The organism is Micromonospora solifontis (genome assembly GCF_003725545.1).
Lineage (GTDB): Bacteria > Actinomycetota > Actinomycetes > Mycobacteriales > Micromonosporaceae > Micromonospora > Micromonospora solifontis.
Window position 1 is genome coordinate 22,553 of sequence record NZ_RJLN01000037.1, and the last position, 17,532, is coordinate 40,084.

General features: G+C 74.6%; 14 protein-coding genes. 1 reads left to right on the forward strand and 13 read right to left on the reverse strand.

Going from position 1 to position 17,532, the window contains the following annotated elements:
- Position 1 precedes the first annotated feature (1 nt).
- From EFE23_RS14930 to ald, 4 genes are all read right to left on the reverse strand, one after another.
- Positions 2 to 1,009, reverse strand: a complete 1,008-nt coding sequence (locus tag EFE23_RS14930; RefSeq protein WP_373684018.1) for a segregation and condensation protein A — start codon at positions 1,007 to 1,009, stop codon at positions 2 to 4.
- Positions 1,010 to 1,050: 41 nt separating this feature from the next.
- Complete coding sequence (locus tag EFE23_RS14935) at positions 1,051 to 1,974, reverse strand: ParA family protein (RefSeq protein WP_123241536.1); 924 nt, start codon at positions 1,972 to 1,974, stop codon at positions 1,051 to 1,053.
- A gap of 193 nt (positions 1,975 to 2,167) precedes the next feature.
- Positions 2,168 to 3,160, reverse strand: coding sequence for a site-specific tyrosine recombinase XerD (locus EFE23_RS14940; RefSeq protein ID WP_123241556.1), 993 nt, complete (start codon positions 3,158 to 3,160; stop codon positions 2,168 to 2,170).
- On the reverse strand, positions 3,157 to 4,272 hold the full coding sequence (gene ald, locus EFE23_RS14945) for an alanine dehydrogenase (protein WP_123241537.1): 1,116 nt from the start codon (positions 4,270 to 4,272) through the stop codon (positions 3,157 to 3,159). Before ald ends, EFE23_RS14940 begins: the two co-directional genes overlap by 4 nt.
- A 228-nt stretch (positions 4,273 to 4,500) precedes the next feature.
- Here ald and EFE23_RS14950 point away from each other — a divergent pair, with 228 nt between their 5' ends.
- Complete coding sequence (locus EFE23_RS14950; protein ID WP_309226205.1) at positions 4,501 to 4,818, forward strand: TM2 domain-containing protein; 318 nt, start codon at positions 4,501 to 4,503, stop codon at positions 4,816 to 4,818.
- Between the two features lie 68 nt (positions 4,819 to 4,886).
- Here EFE23_RS14950 and EFE23_RS14955 read toward each other — a convergent pair whose 3' ends face one another.
- From EFE23_RS14955 to recN, 9 genes are all read right to left on the reverse strand, one after another.
- Positions 4,887 to 5,492 carry an NUDIX domain-containing protein gene (locus tag EFE23_RS14955; RefSeq protein WP_123241539.1) on the reverse strand — a complete coding sequence of 202 codons (606 nt, stop codon included), beginning with the start codon at positions 5,490 to 5,492 and terminating at the stop codon, positions 4,887 to 4,889.
- Positions 5,489 to 7,246 carry a CTP synthase gene (gene pyrG, locus EFE23_RS14960; protein WP_123241540.1) on the reverse strand — a complete coding sequence of 586 codons (1,758 nt, stop codon included), beginning with the start codon at positions 7,244 to 7,246 and terminating at the stop codon, positions 5,489 to 5,491. Before pyrG ends, EFE23_RS14955 begins: the two co-directional genes overlap by 4 nt.
- Before the next feature lie 150 nt (positions 7,247 to 7,396).
- Positions 7,397 to 9,748 (reverse strand): hypothetical protein, encoded by a 2,352-nt coding sequence (locus EFE23_RS14965; protein ID WP_123241541.1) that lies wholly within the window; start codon positions 9,746 to 9,748, stop codon positions 7,397 to 7,399.
- The gene (locus EFE23_RS14970) at positions 9,748 to 10,881 is read right to left on the reverse strand and encodes a glycosyltransferase family 4 protein (RefSeq protein ID WP_123241542.1); all 1,134 of its coding nucleotides are present in this window, start codon (positions 10,879 to 10,881) and stop codon (positions 9,748 to 9,750) included. The genes EFE23_RS14965 and EFE23_RS14970 overlap by 1 nt, the downstream gene beginning before the upstream one ends.
- Positions 10,878 to 12,560, reverse strand: a complete 1,683-nt coding sequence (murJ, locus tag EFE23_RS14975) for a murein biosynthesis integral membrane protein MurJ (protein WP_123241543.1) — start codon at positions 12,558 to 12,560, stop codon at positions 10,878 to 10,880. The genes EFE23_RS14970 and murJ overlap by 4 nt, the downstream gene beginning before the upstream one ends.
- A gap of 1 nt (position 12,561) precedes the next feature.
- On the reverse strand, positions 12,562 to 13,425 hold the full coding sequence (locus tag EFE23_RS14980; protein ID WP_123241544.1) for a hypothetical protein: 864 nt from the start codon (positions 13,423 to 13,425) through the stop codon (positions 12,562 to 12,564).
- A 61-nt stretch (positions 13,426 to 13,486) separates the two neighbouring features.
- Positions 13,487 to 14,410, reverse strand: coding sequence for a copper transporter (locus EFE23_RS14985; RefSeq protein WP_123241545.1), 924 nt, complete (start codon positions 14,408 to 14,410; stop codon positions 13,487 to 13,489).
- Positions 14,411 to 14,438: 28 nt separating this feature from the next.
- Positions 14,439 to 15,617: a putative cytokinetic ring protein SteA gene (steA, locus tag EFE23_RS14990; RefSeq protein WP_123241546.1), complete on the reverse strand. Its 1,179-nt coding sequence runs from the start codon at positions 15,615 to 15,617 to the stop codon at positions 14,439 to 14,441.
- 118 nt (positions 15,618 to 15,735) lie between these two features.
- Positions 15,736 to 17,493: a DNA repair protein RecN gene (gene recN, locus EFE23_RS14995; protein WP_123241547.1), complete on the reverse strand. Its 1,758-nt coding sequence runs from the start codon at positions 17,491 to 17,493 to the stop codon at positions 15,736 to 15,738.
- Positions 17,494 to 17,532: the final 39 nt, after the last annotated feature.

Below are 17,532 nucleotides of genomic sequence, written 5' to 3' on the forward strand. Positions count from 1 at the left end.
GTCACTCCTGCGTCGGTGCGGACTCGTCCGCCGCCACGGCGGGCGGAACATCCGCCGGGGCGGGCGGTGGATCAGCCGGGGCAGCCGGGGCGGGCGGGGTGGCCGGCTCCGGGGAGCCGGCGTACTCGTCGATGGTCAGCTCGGTGTCGCCCTCGGCCGGGCCGGTCCACCGGACGGTCAGCTCCTCCAGCGCCTGCTCCTGGACGAAGGCGACCAGCCCTTGCCGGTAGAGCTCCAGCAGGGCGAGGAAGCGGGCCACCACCTCCAGGGTGATCTCGCAGTCGGCGCAGAGCAGCGAGAAGGTGGCGGTGCCGGCGCCGCGCAGCCGCTCGGTGATGATCCCGGCGTGCTCCCGGACGCTGACCCGGACCATGTGCACGTGGGCGATCGACACCTCGGGCACCGGCTTCGGGGTCATCGCCTTCAGGGCGAGCTTGAGCAGGCGCTGCGGGCCGATCCCCAGCACCAGGTCGGGCAGGGCCTCGGCGTACCGGGGCTCCAGGGTGACCGCGCGGGGGTAGCGGCGGCCGCCGACCGACTCCAGCTCGGCCAGGTGCGCCGCCGCCTCCTTGTACGCCTTGTACTGCAGCAGCCGGGCGAAGAGCAGGTCCCGCGCCTCCAGCAGGGCCAGGTCCTCCTCGTCCTCGACCTCGGCCGAGGGCAGCAGCCGGGCCGCCTTGAGGTCGAGCAGGGTGGCGGCGATCAGCAGGAACTCGCTGGTCTCGTCGAGGTCCCACTGGTCGCCCATGGCCCGGATGTACGCGATGAACTCGTCGGTGACCTTGTGCAGGGCCACCTCGGTCACGTCGAGCTTGTGCTTGCTGATCAGCTGGAGCAGCAGGTCGAACGGGCCGGTGAAGTTGTCCAGCCGGACGGTGAAGCCGCTGGCCTCCTCGAGGGTGGCCGGGTCGGCGGGCACCACGGCGTCGACCTCCGCGGCCAGTTCGGCGGCGGCCACGGGGTCGCCGGCGCCGTGCGGCGCGGGCGGGTCGAGGGGCGGTGCGGTCACCGGCAAACCGTAGTCCACGGTCCGGGCCCCCGGCGTCGGGCCTACCGGTCGGCCTGGGCGGCGATGACCTCGCGGGCCAGCTGCCGGTAGTTGCGCGCGCCGGAGGAGGCCGGGTCGAGGGTGGTGATCGGGGAGCCGGCCACGGTCGACTCGGGGAACTTGACGGTCTTGGTGATCACGGTCTGGTAGACCTTGTCGCCGAACGCCTCCACCACCCGCTGCAGCACCTGCCGGCAGTGCGTGGTGCGGGAGTCGTACATGGTGGCGAGGATGCCCTCGAGCTCCAGGTCGAAGTTGAGCCGCTCGCGCACCTTGTCGATGGTGTCCAGCAGCAGCGCGACGCCGCGCAGGCTGAAGAACTCGCACTCCAGCGGGATGAGCACGCCGTGCGCGACGGTGAGCGCGTTGATCGCCAGCAGCCCGAGCGAGGGCTGGCAGTCGATCAGGATGAAGTCGTACTCCTTGCGGATGGTCCGGAGCACCCGGGCCAGGGCCATCTCCCGGGCGACCTCGTTGACCAGCTGTATCTCGGCGGCGGAGAGGTCGATGTTGGCCGGCAGCAGGTGCAGGCCGGCCACGTCGGTCTTGATCAGGACGTCCTCGGCGGTGACGTCGTCCTGCATGAGCAGGTTGTAGACCGACAGGTCGAGGTTGTGCGGGTTGACCCCGAGGCCGACGGAGAGCGCGCCCTGCGGGTCGAAGTCGACGAGCAGCACCTTGCGGCCGTACTCGGCGAGCGCGGCGCCGAGGTTGATGGTGGTCGTGGTCTTGCCCACGCCGCCCTTCTGGTTGGCCATCGCGATGATCCGGGCCGGACCGTGCCGGTCGGTCGGCATGGGCTCGGGGATCGGCTTGCGCATGGTGTAGGCGGCCGGGTCCGCCGGGCCGAGGTCGGCGCCGAGCGAGGCCTGCTGCTCCCGGAGCTCCGACGTCCAGGTCTCGGCACGGTCCTCGTTGCCTGCCATGTCCTCGTTGCCCCCTCCCGACGACCACCCGGCGTCGGAGCCGTCCGACGTCCCTCGCGGCGCCGTTGCGCACCCCCGGTCCGTCGCCCCTGGAGATCCGCGCCGATGCCGACTGTACGCCACCTGCCAGCAGCGCGTTCGGTACCGGGTCGGCGTGTCGGCGGCCCTCCGGTGGCCGCCGGGTCCGACGAGGTCAGTCGCGGGCCCGCGGGTGGGCCGTCGCGTACACCTCACGCAGCCGTTCCACAGTGACCAACGTGTACACCTGGGTGGTGGTGACCGAGGCGTGGCCGAGCAGTTCCTGCACCACCCGGACGTCGGCCCCGCCGTCGAGCAGGTGGGTGGCGTACGAGTGGCGCAGGGTGTGCGGGGAGACCGCGCCGGGGCCGGTCACCGGCAGGCCGGCCCGCTCGGCCGCGCCGCGCAGCACGGCCCACGCGCCCTGCCGGGTCAGCGGGCCACCCCGGGCGTTGACGAAGACCGCCGGGGTGCCCCGGCCGGCGGCGAGCAGCGCCGGGCGGCCGCGGACCAGCCAGGCGCGCACCGCCGCCACGGCGTACCCGCCGATCGGGACCAGGCGGGTGCGGCCGCCCTTGCCGCGCAGCAGCGCCGCGCCCTCGTCGAGGTCCAGGTCGTCCACGGCGGCGCCGACCGCCTCGGAGATGCGCGCGCCGGTGCCGTACAGGAACTCCAGCAGCGCCCGGTCGCGCAGCGCGCGGGGCGCGGTGTCGCCGGTGGCGGTGACCGGGCCGGCGGCCTCCAGCAGCCGGAGCACGTCGTCGACGGGGAGCGCCCGGGGCAGCCGACGCGCCGGGGTGGGCGGGCGGACGTCGCGGGCGGGGTCGCCGCCGGCCAGCCCCTCGCGCACCGCGAACCGGTGCAGGCCGCGCACGGCGCTGGCGGCCCGGGCGGCGGAGGAGACCGCGAGCGGCGGGTGCTCGGCGTCGCCGGCGCGCAGCCGGGCCAGGTGTCCCTCGATCTCCGCGGTGCCGACGGCGGCCAGGTCGGTCACCCCGGCGGCGGCCAGGGTGGCGAGGTAGCGGTCCAGGTCCCGGCGGTACGACGCGAGGGTGTTCGCGGCGAGTCCACGCTCGACGGTGAGGTGGTCCAGATAGCCCCGGACGGCACGGCGCAGGGCCGGCGCGGGCTCCACGCCCGCGCCGGCCCGTTCCGTGGATGTGGTCAGCCCAGCACCTCGGCCAGCGGCAGCACGTCCATGCCGTGCGCCTCGGCGACCGGGCCGTAGACGACCTGGCCGGCGTGGGTGTTCAGGCCCAGGGCGAGGGCGGCGTCGTTGCGCAGCGCCTGCCGCCAGCCCTGGTTGGCCAGCTCCAGGGCGTACGGGAGGGTGACGTTGGTCAGCGCGTGGGTGCTGGTGTTCGGCACCGCGCCGGGCATGTTCGCCACGCAGTAGAAGATCGACTCGTGCACCTTGTAGACCGGGTCGGCGTGCGTGGTGGGGCGCGAGTCCTCGAAGCAGCCGCCCTGGTCGATGGCGATGTCGACGAGCACGCTGCCCGGCTTCATCCGGGAGACCAGCTCGTTGGAGATGAGCTTCGGGGCCTTCGCGCCCGGGACCAGCACCGCGCCGATGACCAGGTCGGCGTCGAGCACGGCCCGCTCGATCTCGTACGCGTTGGAGGCCACGGTCTGCAGGTGGCCGCGGTAGATGGCGTCGGCCTGGCGCAGCCGGGCCACGTTCTTGTCCAGCAGCAGCACCTCGGACTGCAGGCCCAGGGCGATGGCGGCGGCGTTCATGCCGGAGACGCCGGCGCCGATGACCACGGTCTTGGCCGCGTACACGCCGGAGACGCCGCCGGGCAGCACGCCCCGGCCGCCGCCGGTACGCATCATGTAGAAGGCGCCCACCTGCGGGGCGAGCCGGCCGGCCACCTCGGACATCGGGGCGAGCAGCGGCAGCGAACGGTCGGGCAGTTCGACGGTCTCGTACGCGATGCCGGTGACCTTGCGGTCGATCAGCGCGTCGGTGCACTCCTTGGAGGCGGCCAGGTGCAGGTAGGTGAAGAGCACCTGCCCCTCGCGCATGCGATGGTACTCCTCGGCGATCGGCTCCTTGACCTTGAGCACCAGCTCGGCGGCGTCCCAGACCTCGTCGGCGGTGCCGAGGATCTTCGCGCCGGCGGCGGCGAACTCGTCGTCGGTGATGCTGGACCCGACGCCCGCGCCGGACTCGACGAACACCTCGTGGCCGTGGCGGGTGAACTCGTTGACGCCCGCGGGGGTGATCGCCACGCGATACTCGTGGTTCTTGACCTCGCGGGGGATTCCGACCTTCACGATGCAGACACCTTCCTTCGGGGTAGCTCACCCCCGAACGCTCGGCGCCGCGGCGGCCCCTTTGCCGACGCGGTCCACCGGTCCCGCCGGCGGCAGTCTAGGCGCGTGGGAACTGCCCGGAGGCCAGCACAGTGACATCCGGTGCCCGGTCGTCCTGACGATGTGTCAGGCGTGAACCGGGCTGGGCGGTGGAGACCACCTCAGCCGTCAGGACAATGTTCGGTAAATATCGTCCCACCGTCGGAGCGGCGGTGCGGACAGGACGGCAGTGGATCACTAAGGTGTCCGCTCATGACCACTCCTCCTTACCAGCAGTATCCCCAGGGCGTCTCCGACAAGAGCAAGGTCGTCGCGGGCATCCTGCAGATCCTCCTTGGCGGGTTCGGTGTCGGCCGGTTCTACATGGGCGACACCAAGACCGGCGTGATCCAGCTCGTGGTGACCATCGTGACCTGCGGTCTCGGCGGCATCTGGGGCCTGATCGACGGCATCCTGATCCTGGTCAACGGCGGTGTCGACGGCCAGGGCCGCCCGCTGCGCGACTGAGCGCGGGCAGACGGGGAGGGGCCGCGCGGTGCTCAGCACCGCGCGGCCCCTCCGTGGTCCGGTCCCGCTCAGCGGGGCAGCGGCGCCTCCGGGCGGCGCAGCTCCGTGAATCCGGTCTCCCGGGCGCGGGCGGCGGCGAGCAGCCCGGCCACGCAGGAGGCGTTGGTGATCTCGCCGGCCAGCACCATCCGCACCGCCTCGTCCAGGTCGACCCGGACGACCTGGAGGTCGGCCTCCTCGTCGCGGCGGTCGTGCCGCTGGTCGGCGGGGACGTCGGCGAGGTCCCGGGCCAGGAAGACCCGGACCACCTCGTTGGTGAAGCCCGGCGAGCTGTGCAGGTCGACCAGGACGTCCACGGCGCCGGCGGTGAGGTCGGCCTCTTCGGCCAGCTCCCGCCGCGCGGCCTCGGCGAGGTCCTCGCCGCGCACGTCCATCAGCCCGGCGGGCAGCTCCCACAGGTGCCGGCCGACCGGGTGCCGGTACTGCCGGATCAGCACCACCTGACCGGCGTCGTCCAGCGCCACCACGGCCACCGCGCCGACGTGCGTCACGTAGTCCCGGGTGGCGGTGCCGCCGCCCGGCATGGTGACGTCGTCGCTGACCACGGAGAAGATCCGGCCGGACCAGATCTCCCGGTGGCCGGTCACCTCGTAGCGGTGCTCGACACCGCTCACGACGCCGACGCCGCCTTCGCCGCGGCGGCGGTGCCGTTGCGGCTCGCCTTCTTCGCCGCCGGGACCCCGGCCGTGTCAGGCAGGTCGACCGGGAGCTGGTCGGCCTCCGAGTACGCGACGGCGGCCTTGACGAACGCGGCGAACAGCGGGTGCGGCCGGGTCGGCCGGCTCTTCAGCTCCGGGTGCGCCTGGGTGGCCACGAAGAACGGATGCAGGTCGCGGTCCAGCTCGACGAACTCGACCAGCCGGCCGTCCGGCGAGGTGCCGGAGATGTGCAGGCCCGCCTTGGTGAGCTGGTCCCGGTAGGCGTTGTTCACCTCGTACCGGTGCCGGTGCCGCTCGCTGACCTCGGTGCTGCCGTACGCCTCGGCGACCAGCGACCCCTCGGCCAGCTTCGCCGGGTACGCCCCGAGCCGCATGGTGCCGCCCAGGTCGCCCTTGCCGGCGACGATGTCCTCCTGGTCGGCCATGGTCGCGATGACCGGGTGCGTGGCCTCCTCGTCGAACTCCAGCGAGTTCGCCCCGTCCAGGCCGGCCAGGTGGCGGGCCACCTCGATGGTCATGCACTGCAGGCCGAGGCAGAGGCCGAGCAGCGGGATGCCGTTCTCCCGGGCGTACCGGGCGGTGCCGATCTTGCCCTCGATGCCGCGCACGCCGAAGCCGCCGGGGATGACGATGCCGTCCACGCCGGCCAGGGCGGCCGCCGCGCCGGCCGGGGTGACGCAGTCGTCGCTGGGCACCCAACGCAGCTGGACCCGGGCCCGGTGGCCGAAGCCGGCCGCCCGGATCGCCTCGCTCACCGACAGGTACGCGTCGGGCAGGTCGACGTACTTGCCGACCAGCGCCACGGTCACCGTGTGGCGGGGCTGGTGCACCCGGTCCAGCAGGTCGTCCCAGCTGGTCCAGTCCACGTCCCGGAAGGAGACGCCGAGCCGGCGCACCACGTACGCGTCCAGGCCCTCCCGGTGCAGCACCTTCGGGATGTCGTAGATGCTCGGCGCGTCCGGGGCGGCGGTGACCGCCTCCCGGTCCACGTCGCAGTAGAGGGAGAGCTTCTCCTTGACCTTGTCCGGGATCTCCCGGTCGCAGCGCAGCACCAGGGCGTCCGGCTGGATGCCGATGCTGCGCAGCTGCGCCACCGAGTGCTGGGTCGGCTTGGTCTTCAGCTCGCCCGACGGCGCCAGGTACGGCACCAGCGAGACGTGCAGGTAGAAGCAGTTGTCCCGGCCCAGGTCGTGGCGGACCTGGCGGATCGCCTCCAGGAACGGCAGCGACTCGATGTCGCCGACCGTGCCGCCGACCTCGGTGATCACGATGTCGGGCACCTGGCCCTCGGCGTCCGGCTCCCCCATGCCGAGGATCCGGGCCTTGATCTCGTTGGTGATGTGCGGGATGACCTGGACGGTGTCGCCGAGGTACTCGCCGCGCCGCTCCTTGGCGATCACGGCCGAGTAGATCTGCCCGGTGGTGACGTTCGCCTTGCCGGACAGGTCCCGGTCGAGGAAGCGCTCGTAGTGGCCGACGTCCAGGTCGGTTTCGGCGCCGTCCTCGGTGACGAAGACCTCGCCGTGCTGGAACGGGTTCATCGTCCCGGGGTCGACGTTGAGGTACGGGTCGAGCTTCTGCATCACCACGCGCAGCCCGCGCGCGGTCAGCAGATTGCCGAGGCTGGAGGCGGTGAGGCCCTTACCCAGCGAGGAGGCGACGCCCCCGGTGACGAAAATGTGCCTGGTCGTCCGTGCTGAAGGGGCCAAGGCCTGCTCCCGTGTCGTCCGTAGCGGTCGTGCGAACCGCCGTGCCGATCAGCCAAGTGATCACGCGATCCACGGGATTCCACGGTAACACCTCTTCCGGCCCTGGCCGGTGTCGCACCCGCCGTCGCCGCACGTGAATCCGGTTTTGGCTCAGCCGGCACGCATCCGCGTCGATGCCGGGCGGGCCTGGGTGGGCACCTGCGCCCCGGCGGTCCCGCCCGCCGTCCCGGCCTCCCCGTCATCCTCGGCGGCGCGCCCCGGCACCGGATCGGACGGGTCGTCGTCGCCGTCCGGCCGGGCGGCGCCCTCCGGATCGGCGGGGCGCCCGGCGCGGCCGCCGTCCGGGTGGTCCCCGCCGCCGCTGGGTCCGCCGGCCGGGCCCTCCTCCCCCGGCCGCCCGCCGCCCGGCAGGGTGCGGTCGGTGGAGTGGTCCAGCACCCGCAGCGCGGCGAGCGCCGCCATCGGCACCACCAGGGCGCCCGCCGCGCCGGCCACGTCCAGCGCCGAGCCGCCCAGCAGGCCGCCGAGGGCGGCCGCCACGGCGGTGCCGGCCATCGCGGCCCGGATCGCCGGGTAGATGCCGAACAGCCGCATCAGCCCGCCCCAGGGCTGGTAGAGCGCGAGCCAGACCAGCGCCGCCCCGGCCAGGGCCAGCACGGTGAGCGGGCTGTTCACCAGGGTCTCCACGTTCGCGCTGCTGGCCCGGTGGACGGTGAGGCCGCCCGTGCCGTCGCCCACGGCGGCGAGGAACCGGCCGACGCTGCCCCGCTCGGCCGCCGGACGGCGCAGGTCCACCACCGCGAAGCCGATCATCACCGCCAGGCCGGCCATGGTGGCCCAGGCCAGCCGGCTGATCGTCAACCAGCCCCCGGAGCAGATCGCGGCCGCGACACTGACCCCGGCGGTGAGCGCGATCGCGCCGACCGAGTCCGCGCCGAGGTACGGGCTGCCGACGATCACCACGGCGGCCCCGCCGACCAGCACCATCACCATCGGCCGCCAGGGCCGGCGGACCCGCTGGGCGAGCCAGCCGCCGCAGAGCAGCGACCCGGCGATGAACACGCCCAGCCCGATGGTGCCCAGGCCCGAGTAGCGGCCGCCCTCCAGCGCCGAGTAGCCGACCACCCCGTTGAGCTGCAGTCGGGAGCCGGTGAGCACGTCCACGCCGACCACCAGGGTGGCCAGGCCGGCGACCGCGCCGAGCGGGCCGAGGGTGCTGCCGTGCCCGGGACTGAACCGGACCGCGGCCGTGCCGCCGACGATCAGCAGCGCGGTGACCACCCCGAACCACCAGCCGGCCTGCGATCCCCGCCACCAGGGCACCGCGTCGGCGAGCAGGGCCGCCGGCACCGCCAACGCGGCGGCGACCAGCAGCAGCTCGACCACCGCCACCACCCGCCGGGACACCGGCTCGGGGCCGTACGGGCCGGCGTGCCGGCGGGCCCGGCGCAGCAGCGGCAGCACCGCGACGGCGAGGGCCACCTGGGCGGCGGCGAGGAGGGTGAAGAACCAGCCGGCCACCCGACGCTGGGCGCCGGCCTCCCGGTCGGCGTCGGCCGGCTGGTCGATCGCCGTGCGCAGGTCGGCCGGGCGGCCGCCGACGGAGACCGCGGGACGGCCGAGGAAGAGCCGCTCGGGCATCGGCCGGCCCAGCGCCTCCAGGGCGGTGGGGGCCAGGTCGACCAGTTGCAGATAGCCCTCCCGCGCGGTGCTCGGCGAGGTCAGCCAGCCGCGCTCCCAGCCGGGACCGTCGGCGACCGCCACGTGCAGCCGGGACGGCGTCTCGGTGTCGGAGACCCCGGCGACCAGCACCAGCGAGCGGGGCGGCCGGGCGGCGAGCACCCGGGCGAGCTGCGCGTCGGCCTGCCGCGCCTGCGCCGCCCGTACCGTCGGGTCGTCGGCGTCGACGGTGCCCAGGTCGACGATGCTGAGCACGCACGAGCCGAGCAGTGCGGCCGGGTCGGCGGGCAGGACCGGCGCGTACCGGTCGACCCGGCCGAAGGGCCGGGCGGCGGCCACCGCCGCGCCCGGGCCGACCGCGACCGAGCAGCGCACGGATTCCGACAGCGCGCCGGGCGTGGCGCCCCAGGCCAGCTTGTCCTGGTTGTAGGCGACGACGCTCTGCTGGTCGGGCAGGTTCGCGCCGATCCCGTCGGGCTGCTCCACGGTCACCCCGGTGGCCGGGCAGCCACCCACCCGGTTGCTGCCCTGCCAGGCGGCGAAGTTGCCCGCGCCGAGGGTGAGCCAGCCGTCGACCGGGCAGGTGGGCCGGTGCGCCGAACGCACCGAGAGCGAGCCGATCGACCCCTGCTCGGCCATCCGCCACAGCGTCGGGGTGTGCTGCGGGTCCACGTCCTCCCAGCGCAGCCCGGCGACGCCGGCCAGCACCACGAAGTCGGCGCTGCGCTTCGGGCCGCCGTTGTCCGGGCGGGCGGCCAGCGCGGTGACGCCGAGCGCCACCACGACGAGGGTCAGCAGGACCGGCGTGAGTCTGCGCAGCATCAGCGGGTCCTCGATGACGGCTCGGGCGCCAGCTCGGCGTAGACGTCGACCAGGGCGGCCACGGTGTCCGCCTCGGTCGGCCAGGTCGCGGCCCGGGCGGCGCCCCGGCGGGCCAGCTCGGCCCGGCGGGCGTCGTCGTCCAGCAGGTCGCGGACGGCCACGTCGACCGCGTCGACGTCGCCCGGTGGGATCAGCAGCGCATCGTCGCCGATCAGCTCCGGCAGGCCGCCCACGGCGGTCGCCACCAGGGGTACGCCGGCGCGCAGCGCCTCCTGGGCGAAGAGCTGCCGGGCCTCCCAGTCGCTGGTGACCACGGCCAGGTCGGCCCCGGCGAGCAGGTCGGCCACGTCGGTGCGGTGCCCGAGCAGGGTCACCGGGGCCCGGGCCGCCGAGATCCGCGCGGCGAGCTGAAGGTACGCGGGCCCGCTGCCGGCGATCACCACGGCCGGCGCCGGATTCCGGGTACGCCAGCGGGCGGCAGCGTCGACCAGGATGTCGTACCGCTTCTGCGGGTGCAGCCGGCCCACCGAGAGGATCAGCGGCCGGTCCGGGCCGACCCCGAACTCGGCGCGGACGGCGGCCCGGCGGCGGCGCGGTGCGGGCAGCGCCGGCGCGGCGACCGGGGCGAGTCGGGCGTCGGCGGCGCCCAGCGCGGCGGTCCGCTCCACCAGGTCGGCGGAGGCGCCCAGGGCGATCCGGACGTTGCGGGCGACGATCCGTTCGACGAGCCGGGACAGCCCGCCGCGCACCCCTCGGGCGAGGACGGCGTTGTGCCAGGTCACCACGACCGGCGCGGCCGGCCGGGCGAGGACGGCGACCAGGCCGGCCCGCAGCCCGTGCGCGTGCACCACGTCCACCGGGGTGTCGGCCAGGGCCTTGCGCAGCGCGGCGACCGCCCGGGCGTCGGCCGGGGTGGGGCTGGCCGGGATCTCCACCGGGGTGAACCGCGCGCCGGTCGCGGTGAAATCGAACTGGTCCTGGGTGGCGGCCGGGCCGCAGACCAGCACCGACGCGCCGCCCTCGGTGAGCCCCCGGGCCAGCGAGCGGACGTGCTGCCCCACGCCACCGGTGCTGGAGGCGAGTACCAGGGCGACCGAGCCGGGCCAGCGCGGCGTCGACGAGGCGTCCGTCATGAGGACATGCTCTCCTTCCCGTCGCCCCGTCCCGAAGCGTGGTCGGTCGGCGTGTCGTCCGATCCGCCCGTCGGGCGGTGCCGCCGGAGCCGGCGGGCCACGGCGGCGAGCAGCGGCCGGACGTCGCGTGCGTCGGTCAGCCAGGCTACGGCGAGGAACAGGGCGCCGACCACGGCCCCGGACAGCATGCCCTGCACCAGGGCCTGCGCCGTCGTCGGGGTCCCGCTGGCGAGCCAGCGGGAGGTGGCCGCGCCACCGAGCCCGGCGACGGCGGCGGCGAGCAGGCCGCCGGCCCCGGCCCGGCCCACGCCGGCCAGCGCGGCCCGCCCCGCGGAGCGCAGCACGGCGGCCACCAGCAGGGCGCCGAGCACCAGCATGCCGGCGGAGGTGGCGAGGGTCACCGCGAGCAACCGGTCGGCCAGCGGCAGGGCGTGCCCGAGCAGGACCGCCAGGGCCGGCACGGTCAGCCAGCCGACCGCGGTGGCGAAGGTCGCCGCCCGGGTCTCGCCGCGGGCGTAGAGCGCCCGGGTGAGCACCGCGAACAGGCCGTAGCCGAGCAGGCCGGGGGCGAAGCCGGCGATGCCGGCCGCCGCCGTGCGGGCCGCTTCCCCGGTGAAGAAGAAGTGCCCGACCGGGACCGCCGTGCCGACCAGGGCGGCGGCGCCGAGCAGGCTGAACAGCACCACGCCGCGGACCGCCGGGGCGAGAGTGCGCCGGTAGGTGGCCTCGTCGCCGGCCGAGCGCGCCGCCGCCAGGGTCGGGTAGGCGGCCACCGCGAGCGGCACCGCGAGCACCGACCAGGGCAGGAAGTAGATGGTCTGCGCGAGGTTGTAGCTGCCCAGGTTGGCCTTCGCCCCGTAGGAGACCTGGTTGAGGGTCACGATCAGGGCGACCTGCTGGGCGGCGACGGTCACCAGCCCGGCGACGGCCAACCCGCCCACCCGGGCCCGGGCCTCGGCGGGAAACCGGAAACCCGGCCGCAGCGGCAGCCGCAGCCGGCGCAGCGGGATCAGCAGGGAGAGCGAGAGCACCACCACCCCGAGCGTGGTGCCGCCGGAGAGCAGCAGCTCGCCACCCGGGCTCACCTCCCCCACCGTGGCCAGGCGCCCCTCGACGGCGGTGAAGCCGAGGTAGACGGCGATGACGGTGACGCTGGACAGCAGCGGGGCGAGCACCGGCCAGGCGAACCGGCGGTGCGCCTGCAGCACCCCGGTGAGCACGATGCCGACCCCGTAGAGCGGCAGCTGGGGGGCGAACACCCGGAGCATCCGCGCCCCGACCTGCTGCTGGACCTCGCTGAGGCCGGACCCCTGCAGCGCGATCAGCGGGTCGGCGAGGAGCGCGACCAGCACGGCGAGCGGCACCAGCAGGGCGAGCACCCAGGTGAGCAGGGCGCCCGTGGTGGCGGCCACGGCCCGCCGGTCGCCCCGCTCGGCAGCCGCCGCGAGCAGCGGGACGACGAGGCTGGCCAGCGCGCCGCCGGCCACGATCTCGAAGATGAAGTTGGGGACGTTGTTCGCGATCAGGTACGCGCCGCCCAGATCGGTGGGGGCGAGCGTCCAGGTGAAGGCGGCGGTCCGGCCGAAGCCGGCGAGCCGGCTGACCACGGTGAGGACGGCGATGAGGGCGGCTGCTCCGGCCACACGGCCGGTGCCGGCGAGGGGTGCCGGTTTTGTCACGTCAGTCCGCGAGCCGGCCCAGCGCGTCGAGTTCCCGCAGCCCCGGGGTTTGCTGGATCACCTGGGTGAAGCTGACCTTCTCGCTGGCGGCGGTGAGCGCGGCGACCACGGCCAGCACGCCGGCCCGGCCGAGCGGGCCGGTGCGCGCGGCCAGGCTGACGCCGAGCAGCGCGCCGAGGGCGTTGGCGCCGCTGTCGCCGAGCATCACCCGCTCGTCGAGGTCCTCGCCGACCAGCGCCGCGGCGGCCCCGACCGCGCCCGCGGCGATGCCGCCGTACGGGCCGCCGGTCAGCGGCGCGCCGAGCAGCAGGCCGGACTTGAGCGCCCGGCCGGGACGCAGGTCGAGCAGGTTGAGCAGGTTGGCGGTGCCGGCCACCACGCCGGCGCCGAGCAGCACGTCGATCCCGCGGCCGAGCACGCCGGCGCGCTGCCGGCGCGGGTGGGCGGCGACCCGCCGGTCGGCGGCGAGCAGCGCGGCCGCGCCGAGGCCGGCCGCACCCACCCCGGCGATCTTGACGAGGCCGGCGGTGACCCGCCCCTCGCGCAGCGCGGCGAGGTGCCCGGCGAAGCCCTTGGCGGCCTTCTGCTCGGGACGCGCTCCGACGATGTCGTCGTAGAGCCCGACGGTGCCGGCGCCCACCCCGGCGAGCAGCGCGGCGGCGCCGGCCGGGGCGCTACCCGCGCCGAGCGCGCCGGCGGTGGCGGCCCCGACGGCCAGGGCCGGCCCGGCGGCCAGGGTGACCGTGCGGCCCCGGAAGTTGGTCCGCTCCAGGGCCGGCGCGGCCGGGGAGGTCCGCACCTCCCGTAGCACGTAGCGGGCGGCGACCGCCCCGGCGCCGACGGCCAGCAGCCGACCCAGTCTCACGCGAACCCTCCGATCCGGAATCCCAGCGCGACGCGGTACGGACCGGACACCGGCCCCGCGGTCACTGGGGCAGTTTAGGCAGCAGCGACGCGGCGTTGTCACCGACGCCGTACTGGCCGGCCTTCTTCTCGGTCAGCTGCTGCACCAGCGCGAGGCTGGTGACGAGCTGGCCCTGCACGGTGTTGGCGTTGTCGACGGTCGAGATGGTCTGGGAGAGCACCGGGTCGCCGCGGACCACGGAGACGACGTTGCCGCCGGCCGAGCCCATCCCGCCGACCACGATCGCGCCGGTCCGGTCGAACTGCTCGGCGATCTTCACCACCGACTCGTCCTTCTTCGCCGAGTCCTTGTCGACGTACGGCTGGCCGCTGACCAGCACCACCGCCTCGGCGGCCCCGTTGATCTTGTCCTCCGGGGTGAGGTAGCCGGCGGTCGCGTAGGACTGCAGCACCGACCGGCGTTCGGCGTCGGGGGTCGCCGGGCTGCCCTGCGGCCGGTCCAGCAGCACGCTGGCGAGCAGGGCGCTGGAGGTCTCCACGCCGTGCCCGTTGCCGGGCAGGCCGGACACCTGGACGCCGTTGGCCAGCTCCAGCAGGTTGTTGTTGCTGTCCGGGTTGATGAACTTGTCCTGGATGTCGATCCGGCCGGTGATGTTGGCCCCGGCGAGCTGGAGCATCTTCACCACGCCCTCGGTGTGGTCGCGCCCGCTGGGCAGGCTGAGCACCAGCACCCGGTGGCCGGCCAGCTTGCCGGGGAGGACGACCTGCGCCATCTCGGCGGCGAAGTCCTCCTCCATGTCCAGTTCCTTCTGCAGGCTGTTGACCGACTGGCGCATCTGCGAGTTGTCCTTGCGCAGCGCGTTGACGTTCTCCTTCAGCGAGTCGGCGACCGGCCCGTTGAGGGCGGCCGTGCCGACCACCAGGCCGATCGCCAACGCCAGGAAGACCGCGGTCAGGGACACCACGTGGTAGCGGAAGTTGATCACGCTTGCAGCCTCTTGATCGTCGGGGAGCTTAGAAGAGCTGGCCGAGCTGGAACACGAAATTGTCCCACCATTCGGAGACCACGCCCAAATACGCCTTCCCCACGGTGGAGACCGCCACTGCCGAGGCCATCGCGGCCACCGCCGACAGGACCAGCAGCAGCAGCGACGACCCCGAGATGCTCTGCCGGTAGAGCCGGCTCACCCCCTTGGCGTCGACCAGCTTGCCGCCCACCTTCAACCGGGTCAGGAAGGTCGAGGCCATCCCGCCGCGGCCCTTGTCCAGGAACTCCACCAGGGTGGCGTGGGTGCCGACGGCGACGAGCAGCGAGGCGCCCTTCTCGTCGGCCAGCAGCATGGCCAGGTCCTCGCTGGTCGCGGCGGCCGGGAAGGTGACCGCCGGCACGCCCAGCCCGTTGACCCGGGCCAGGCCCGGCGCCCGGCCGTCCGGGTACGCGTGCACGATCACCTCGGCGCCGCAGCGCAGCACGTCGTCGGTGACCGAGTCCATGTCACCGATGATCATGTCAGGCGTGTACCCCGCCTCGACCAGCGCGTCCGCGCCGCCGTCCACCCCGATCAGCACCGGCTTGAACTCCCGGATGTACGGGCGCAGCACGTCCAGGTCGGCCTTGTAGTCGTAGCCCCGGACCACGATCAGGCAGTGCCGGCCCTGGATCTGGGTCTGGATCTCCGGCACGCCGACCCCGTCGAGCAGCAGATCGCGCTCCTGCTTGAGGTAGTCCATGGTGTTGGCGGCGAACGCCTCCAACTGGACCGACAGCCCCTCGCGGGCGTCCGCCATCGACTTGGCCACGGTCTCGGCGTCCTGCAGCGCGCCGTGCGCGACCGGCTCCTCGCCGACGAAGACCGTGTTGCCCTCGATCCGCACCACGTCGCCCTCGCGGATCTGCTCGAAGACGCTCTCGCCCAGGTCGTCCAGGAGCGGGATGCCGGCGGAGATCAGCACCTCGGGGCCGAGGTTCGGGTACCGCCCCGAAACCGAGGGCTTGGCGTTGAGCACGGCGCCGACACCGACGGCGACCAGCGAGTCGGCGGCCACCCGGTCCAGGTCGACGTGGTCGATGACCGCGATGTCGCCGGGCCGGAGCCGGCCGACCAGCCGTTTCGTCCGGCGGTCGAGGCGCGCGGTGCCGAGGATCGAGCCCGGTTCCGCGTTCCGGTTCCGGCGCAACGTGGGTAGACGCATCGTGACCATCCTGGCATGTGAGGCAGGTTTTGCTGTCGCGACATGCCTGAGCAGGGCCGCCTACCCAGGGAAGCACACCGGAGCGCATGCCGGTGTGCTTGCGCTCACAATCCCGGGGTCACGGACGCCTTTCCTTGGCCGCCACGGCCAGGAGTTCCTCGGCGTGCGCGATACCCAGATCCGAATCCGGCAAACCCGCCAGCATCCGGGCCAGCTCCCGGGCCCGTTCCGTGTCCTCCACCACCCGCACCCCGCTGGTGGTCACCGCTCCCCCGGTGTCCTTCGCCACCACCAGATGGCGGTCGGCGAACGCGGCCACCTGCGGCAGGTGGGTGACCACCAGGACCTGGTGGCTGCGGGCCAGCCGGGCCAGCCGCCGGCCGATCTCCACCGCGGCCTGCCCGCCGACGCCCGCGTCGACCTCGTCGAAGACCAGGGTGGGCGGCCCGCCGGAACCGGCGAAGACCACCTCGATGGCGAGCATCACCCGGGACAGCTCGCCGCCGGAGGCGCCCCGCTGCAACGGCAGCGCCGGCGCGCCCGGGTGGGCCAGCAGCCGCAGCTCCACCTCGTCGGCGCCGTCCGGGCCGACGCCCGCCTCGACGCCGTTGACGGTCAGGCTGGGCTCCGCCCGGCCTGCGGGCCGGGGCAGCACCGCCACCTCGATCCGGGCGTGCGGCATGGCGAGCCCGGCCAGCTCGACGGTGACCTGCTCGGCGAAGCGGACCGCCGCCTCCTGCCGGGAGGTGGAGACCCGCCCGGCCAGCTCGGCCACCTCGCCCGCCAGCCGGGCCGCCTCCTTGTCCAGCTCGTCCAGGAGATCGTCGGAGGTGTCCAGGTCGGACAGTCGGGTCCGGGCCCGCTCCGCCCAGGCGATCACCCCGTCGACGTCGTCGGCGTACTTGCGGGTCAACGCGCGCAGCGCGGCCCGCCGCTCGTAGACCGCCTGCAGGCGGGCCGGGTCGGCGTCCAGCCCGGCCAGGTAGGCCGACAGCTCCGCGGCCACGTCGCTGACCAGGGTGGCCGCCTCCTCCAGCCGCAGGGCCAGCTCGCCCAGCGCCGGGTCGGTGCCGGCCTGCGCCTCCAGCGTGCGCCGGGCGGTGCCGAGCAGCGCGCCGGCGTCGGGCGTCTCGTCGGTCGCCTCCACCCCGCCGGCCACGCACTGCTGGGCGAGCTGGGCCGCGGTGCGCAGCCCCTCGGCGTGCTCCAGGCGCTGCGCCTCCGCCTTCAGCTCGTCGTCCTCGCCGGGCTGCGGGTCGACCCGGGTGATCTCGTCGAGGCCGAGCCGGAGCAGGTCGGCCTCCTGATTGCGGGCGCGGGCGTTGCGCCGCCGGTCGGCCAGGTCGTCGACCACCGCCCGCCACCGGGTGTACGTCTCGCGCAGGGCGTCGAGCAGCTTCTCGTGCTCCGGCCCGGCGAACCGGTCCAGCGACGCCCGCTGCTCCGCCGGGCGCAGCAGCCGGAGCTGGTCGGACTGGCCGTGCACGGCCACCACCTGCTCGCCGACCTCGCCCAGCATCGACACCGGCATGCTGCGGCCGCCCAGGTGCGCCCGGGACCGGCCCTCCACGGTGACCGTGCGGCTCAGCAGCAGCGACCCGTCCTCGTCGGGCTCACCACCGGCGTCGGTGATCCGGGCGTGCACCGTCTCGGCCACCCGGTCGTGCAGGCGCAGCCGCCCCTCCACCACCGCGCGGCCCGGTTGCGCCCGGACCCGGCCGGCGTCGGCCCGGCCGCCGAAGAGCAGCCCGAGGCCGGTCACCACCATGGTCTTGCCGGCGCCGGTCTCGCCGGTGATGACGTTCATCCCGCCCGTCAACGGGAGCGTGGTGTCCTCGATGACGCCCAGTCCGGTGATGCGCAGCTCTTCCAGCACAGCACCCGACAGTAGACGCGCCCTGCGACAGTTGGCCAG

Excerpts from the sequence above, each read along its gene's own strand:
- EFE23_RS14970 (WP_123241542.1), bottom strand. The coding sequence starts at position 10,881 with ATGACGGACGCCTCGTCGACGCCGCGCTGGCCCGGCTCGGTCGCCCTG.
- steA (WP_123241546.1), bottom strand. The coding sequence starts at position 15,617 with ATGCGTCTACCCACGTTGCGCCGGAACCGGAACGCGGAACCGGGCTCG.
- EFE23_RS14935 (WP_123241536.1), bottom strand. The coding sequence starts at position 1,974 with ATGGCAGGCAACGAGGACCGTGCCGAGACCTGGACGTCGGAGCTCCGG.
- EFE23_RS14965 (WP_123241541.1), bottom strand. The coding sequence starts at position 9,748 with ATGCTGCGCAGACTCACGCCGGTCCTGCTGACCCTCGTCGTGGTGGCG.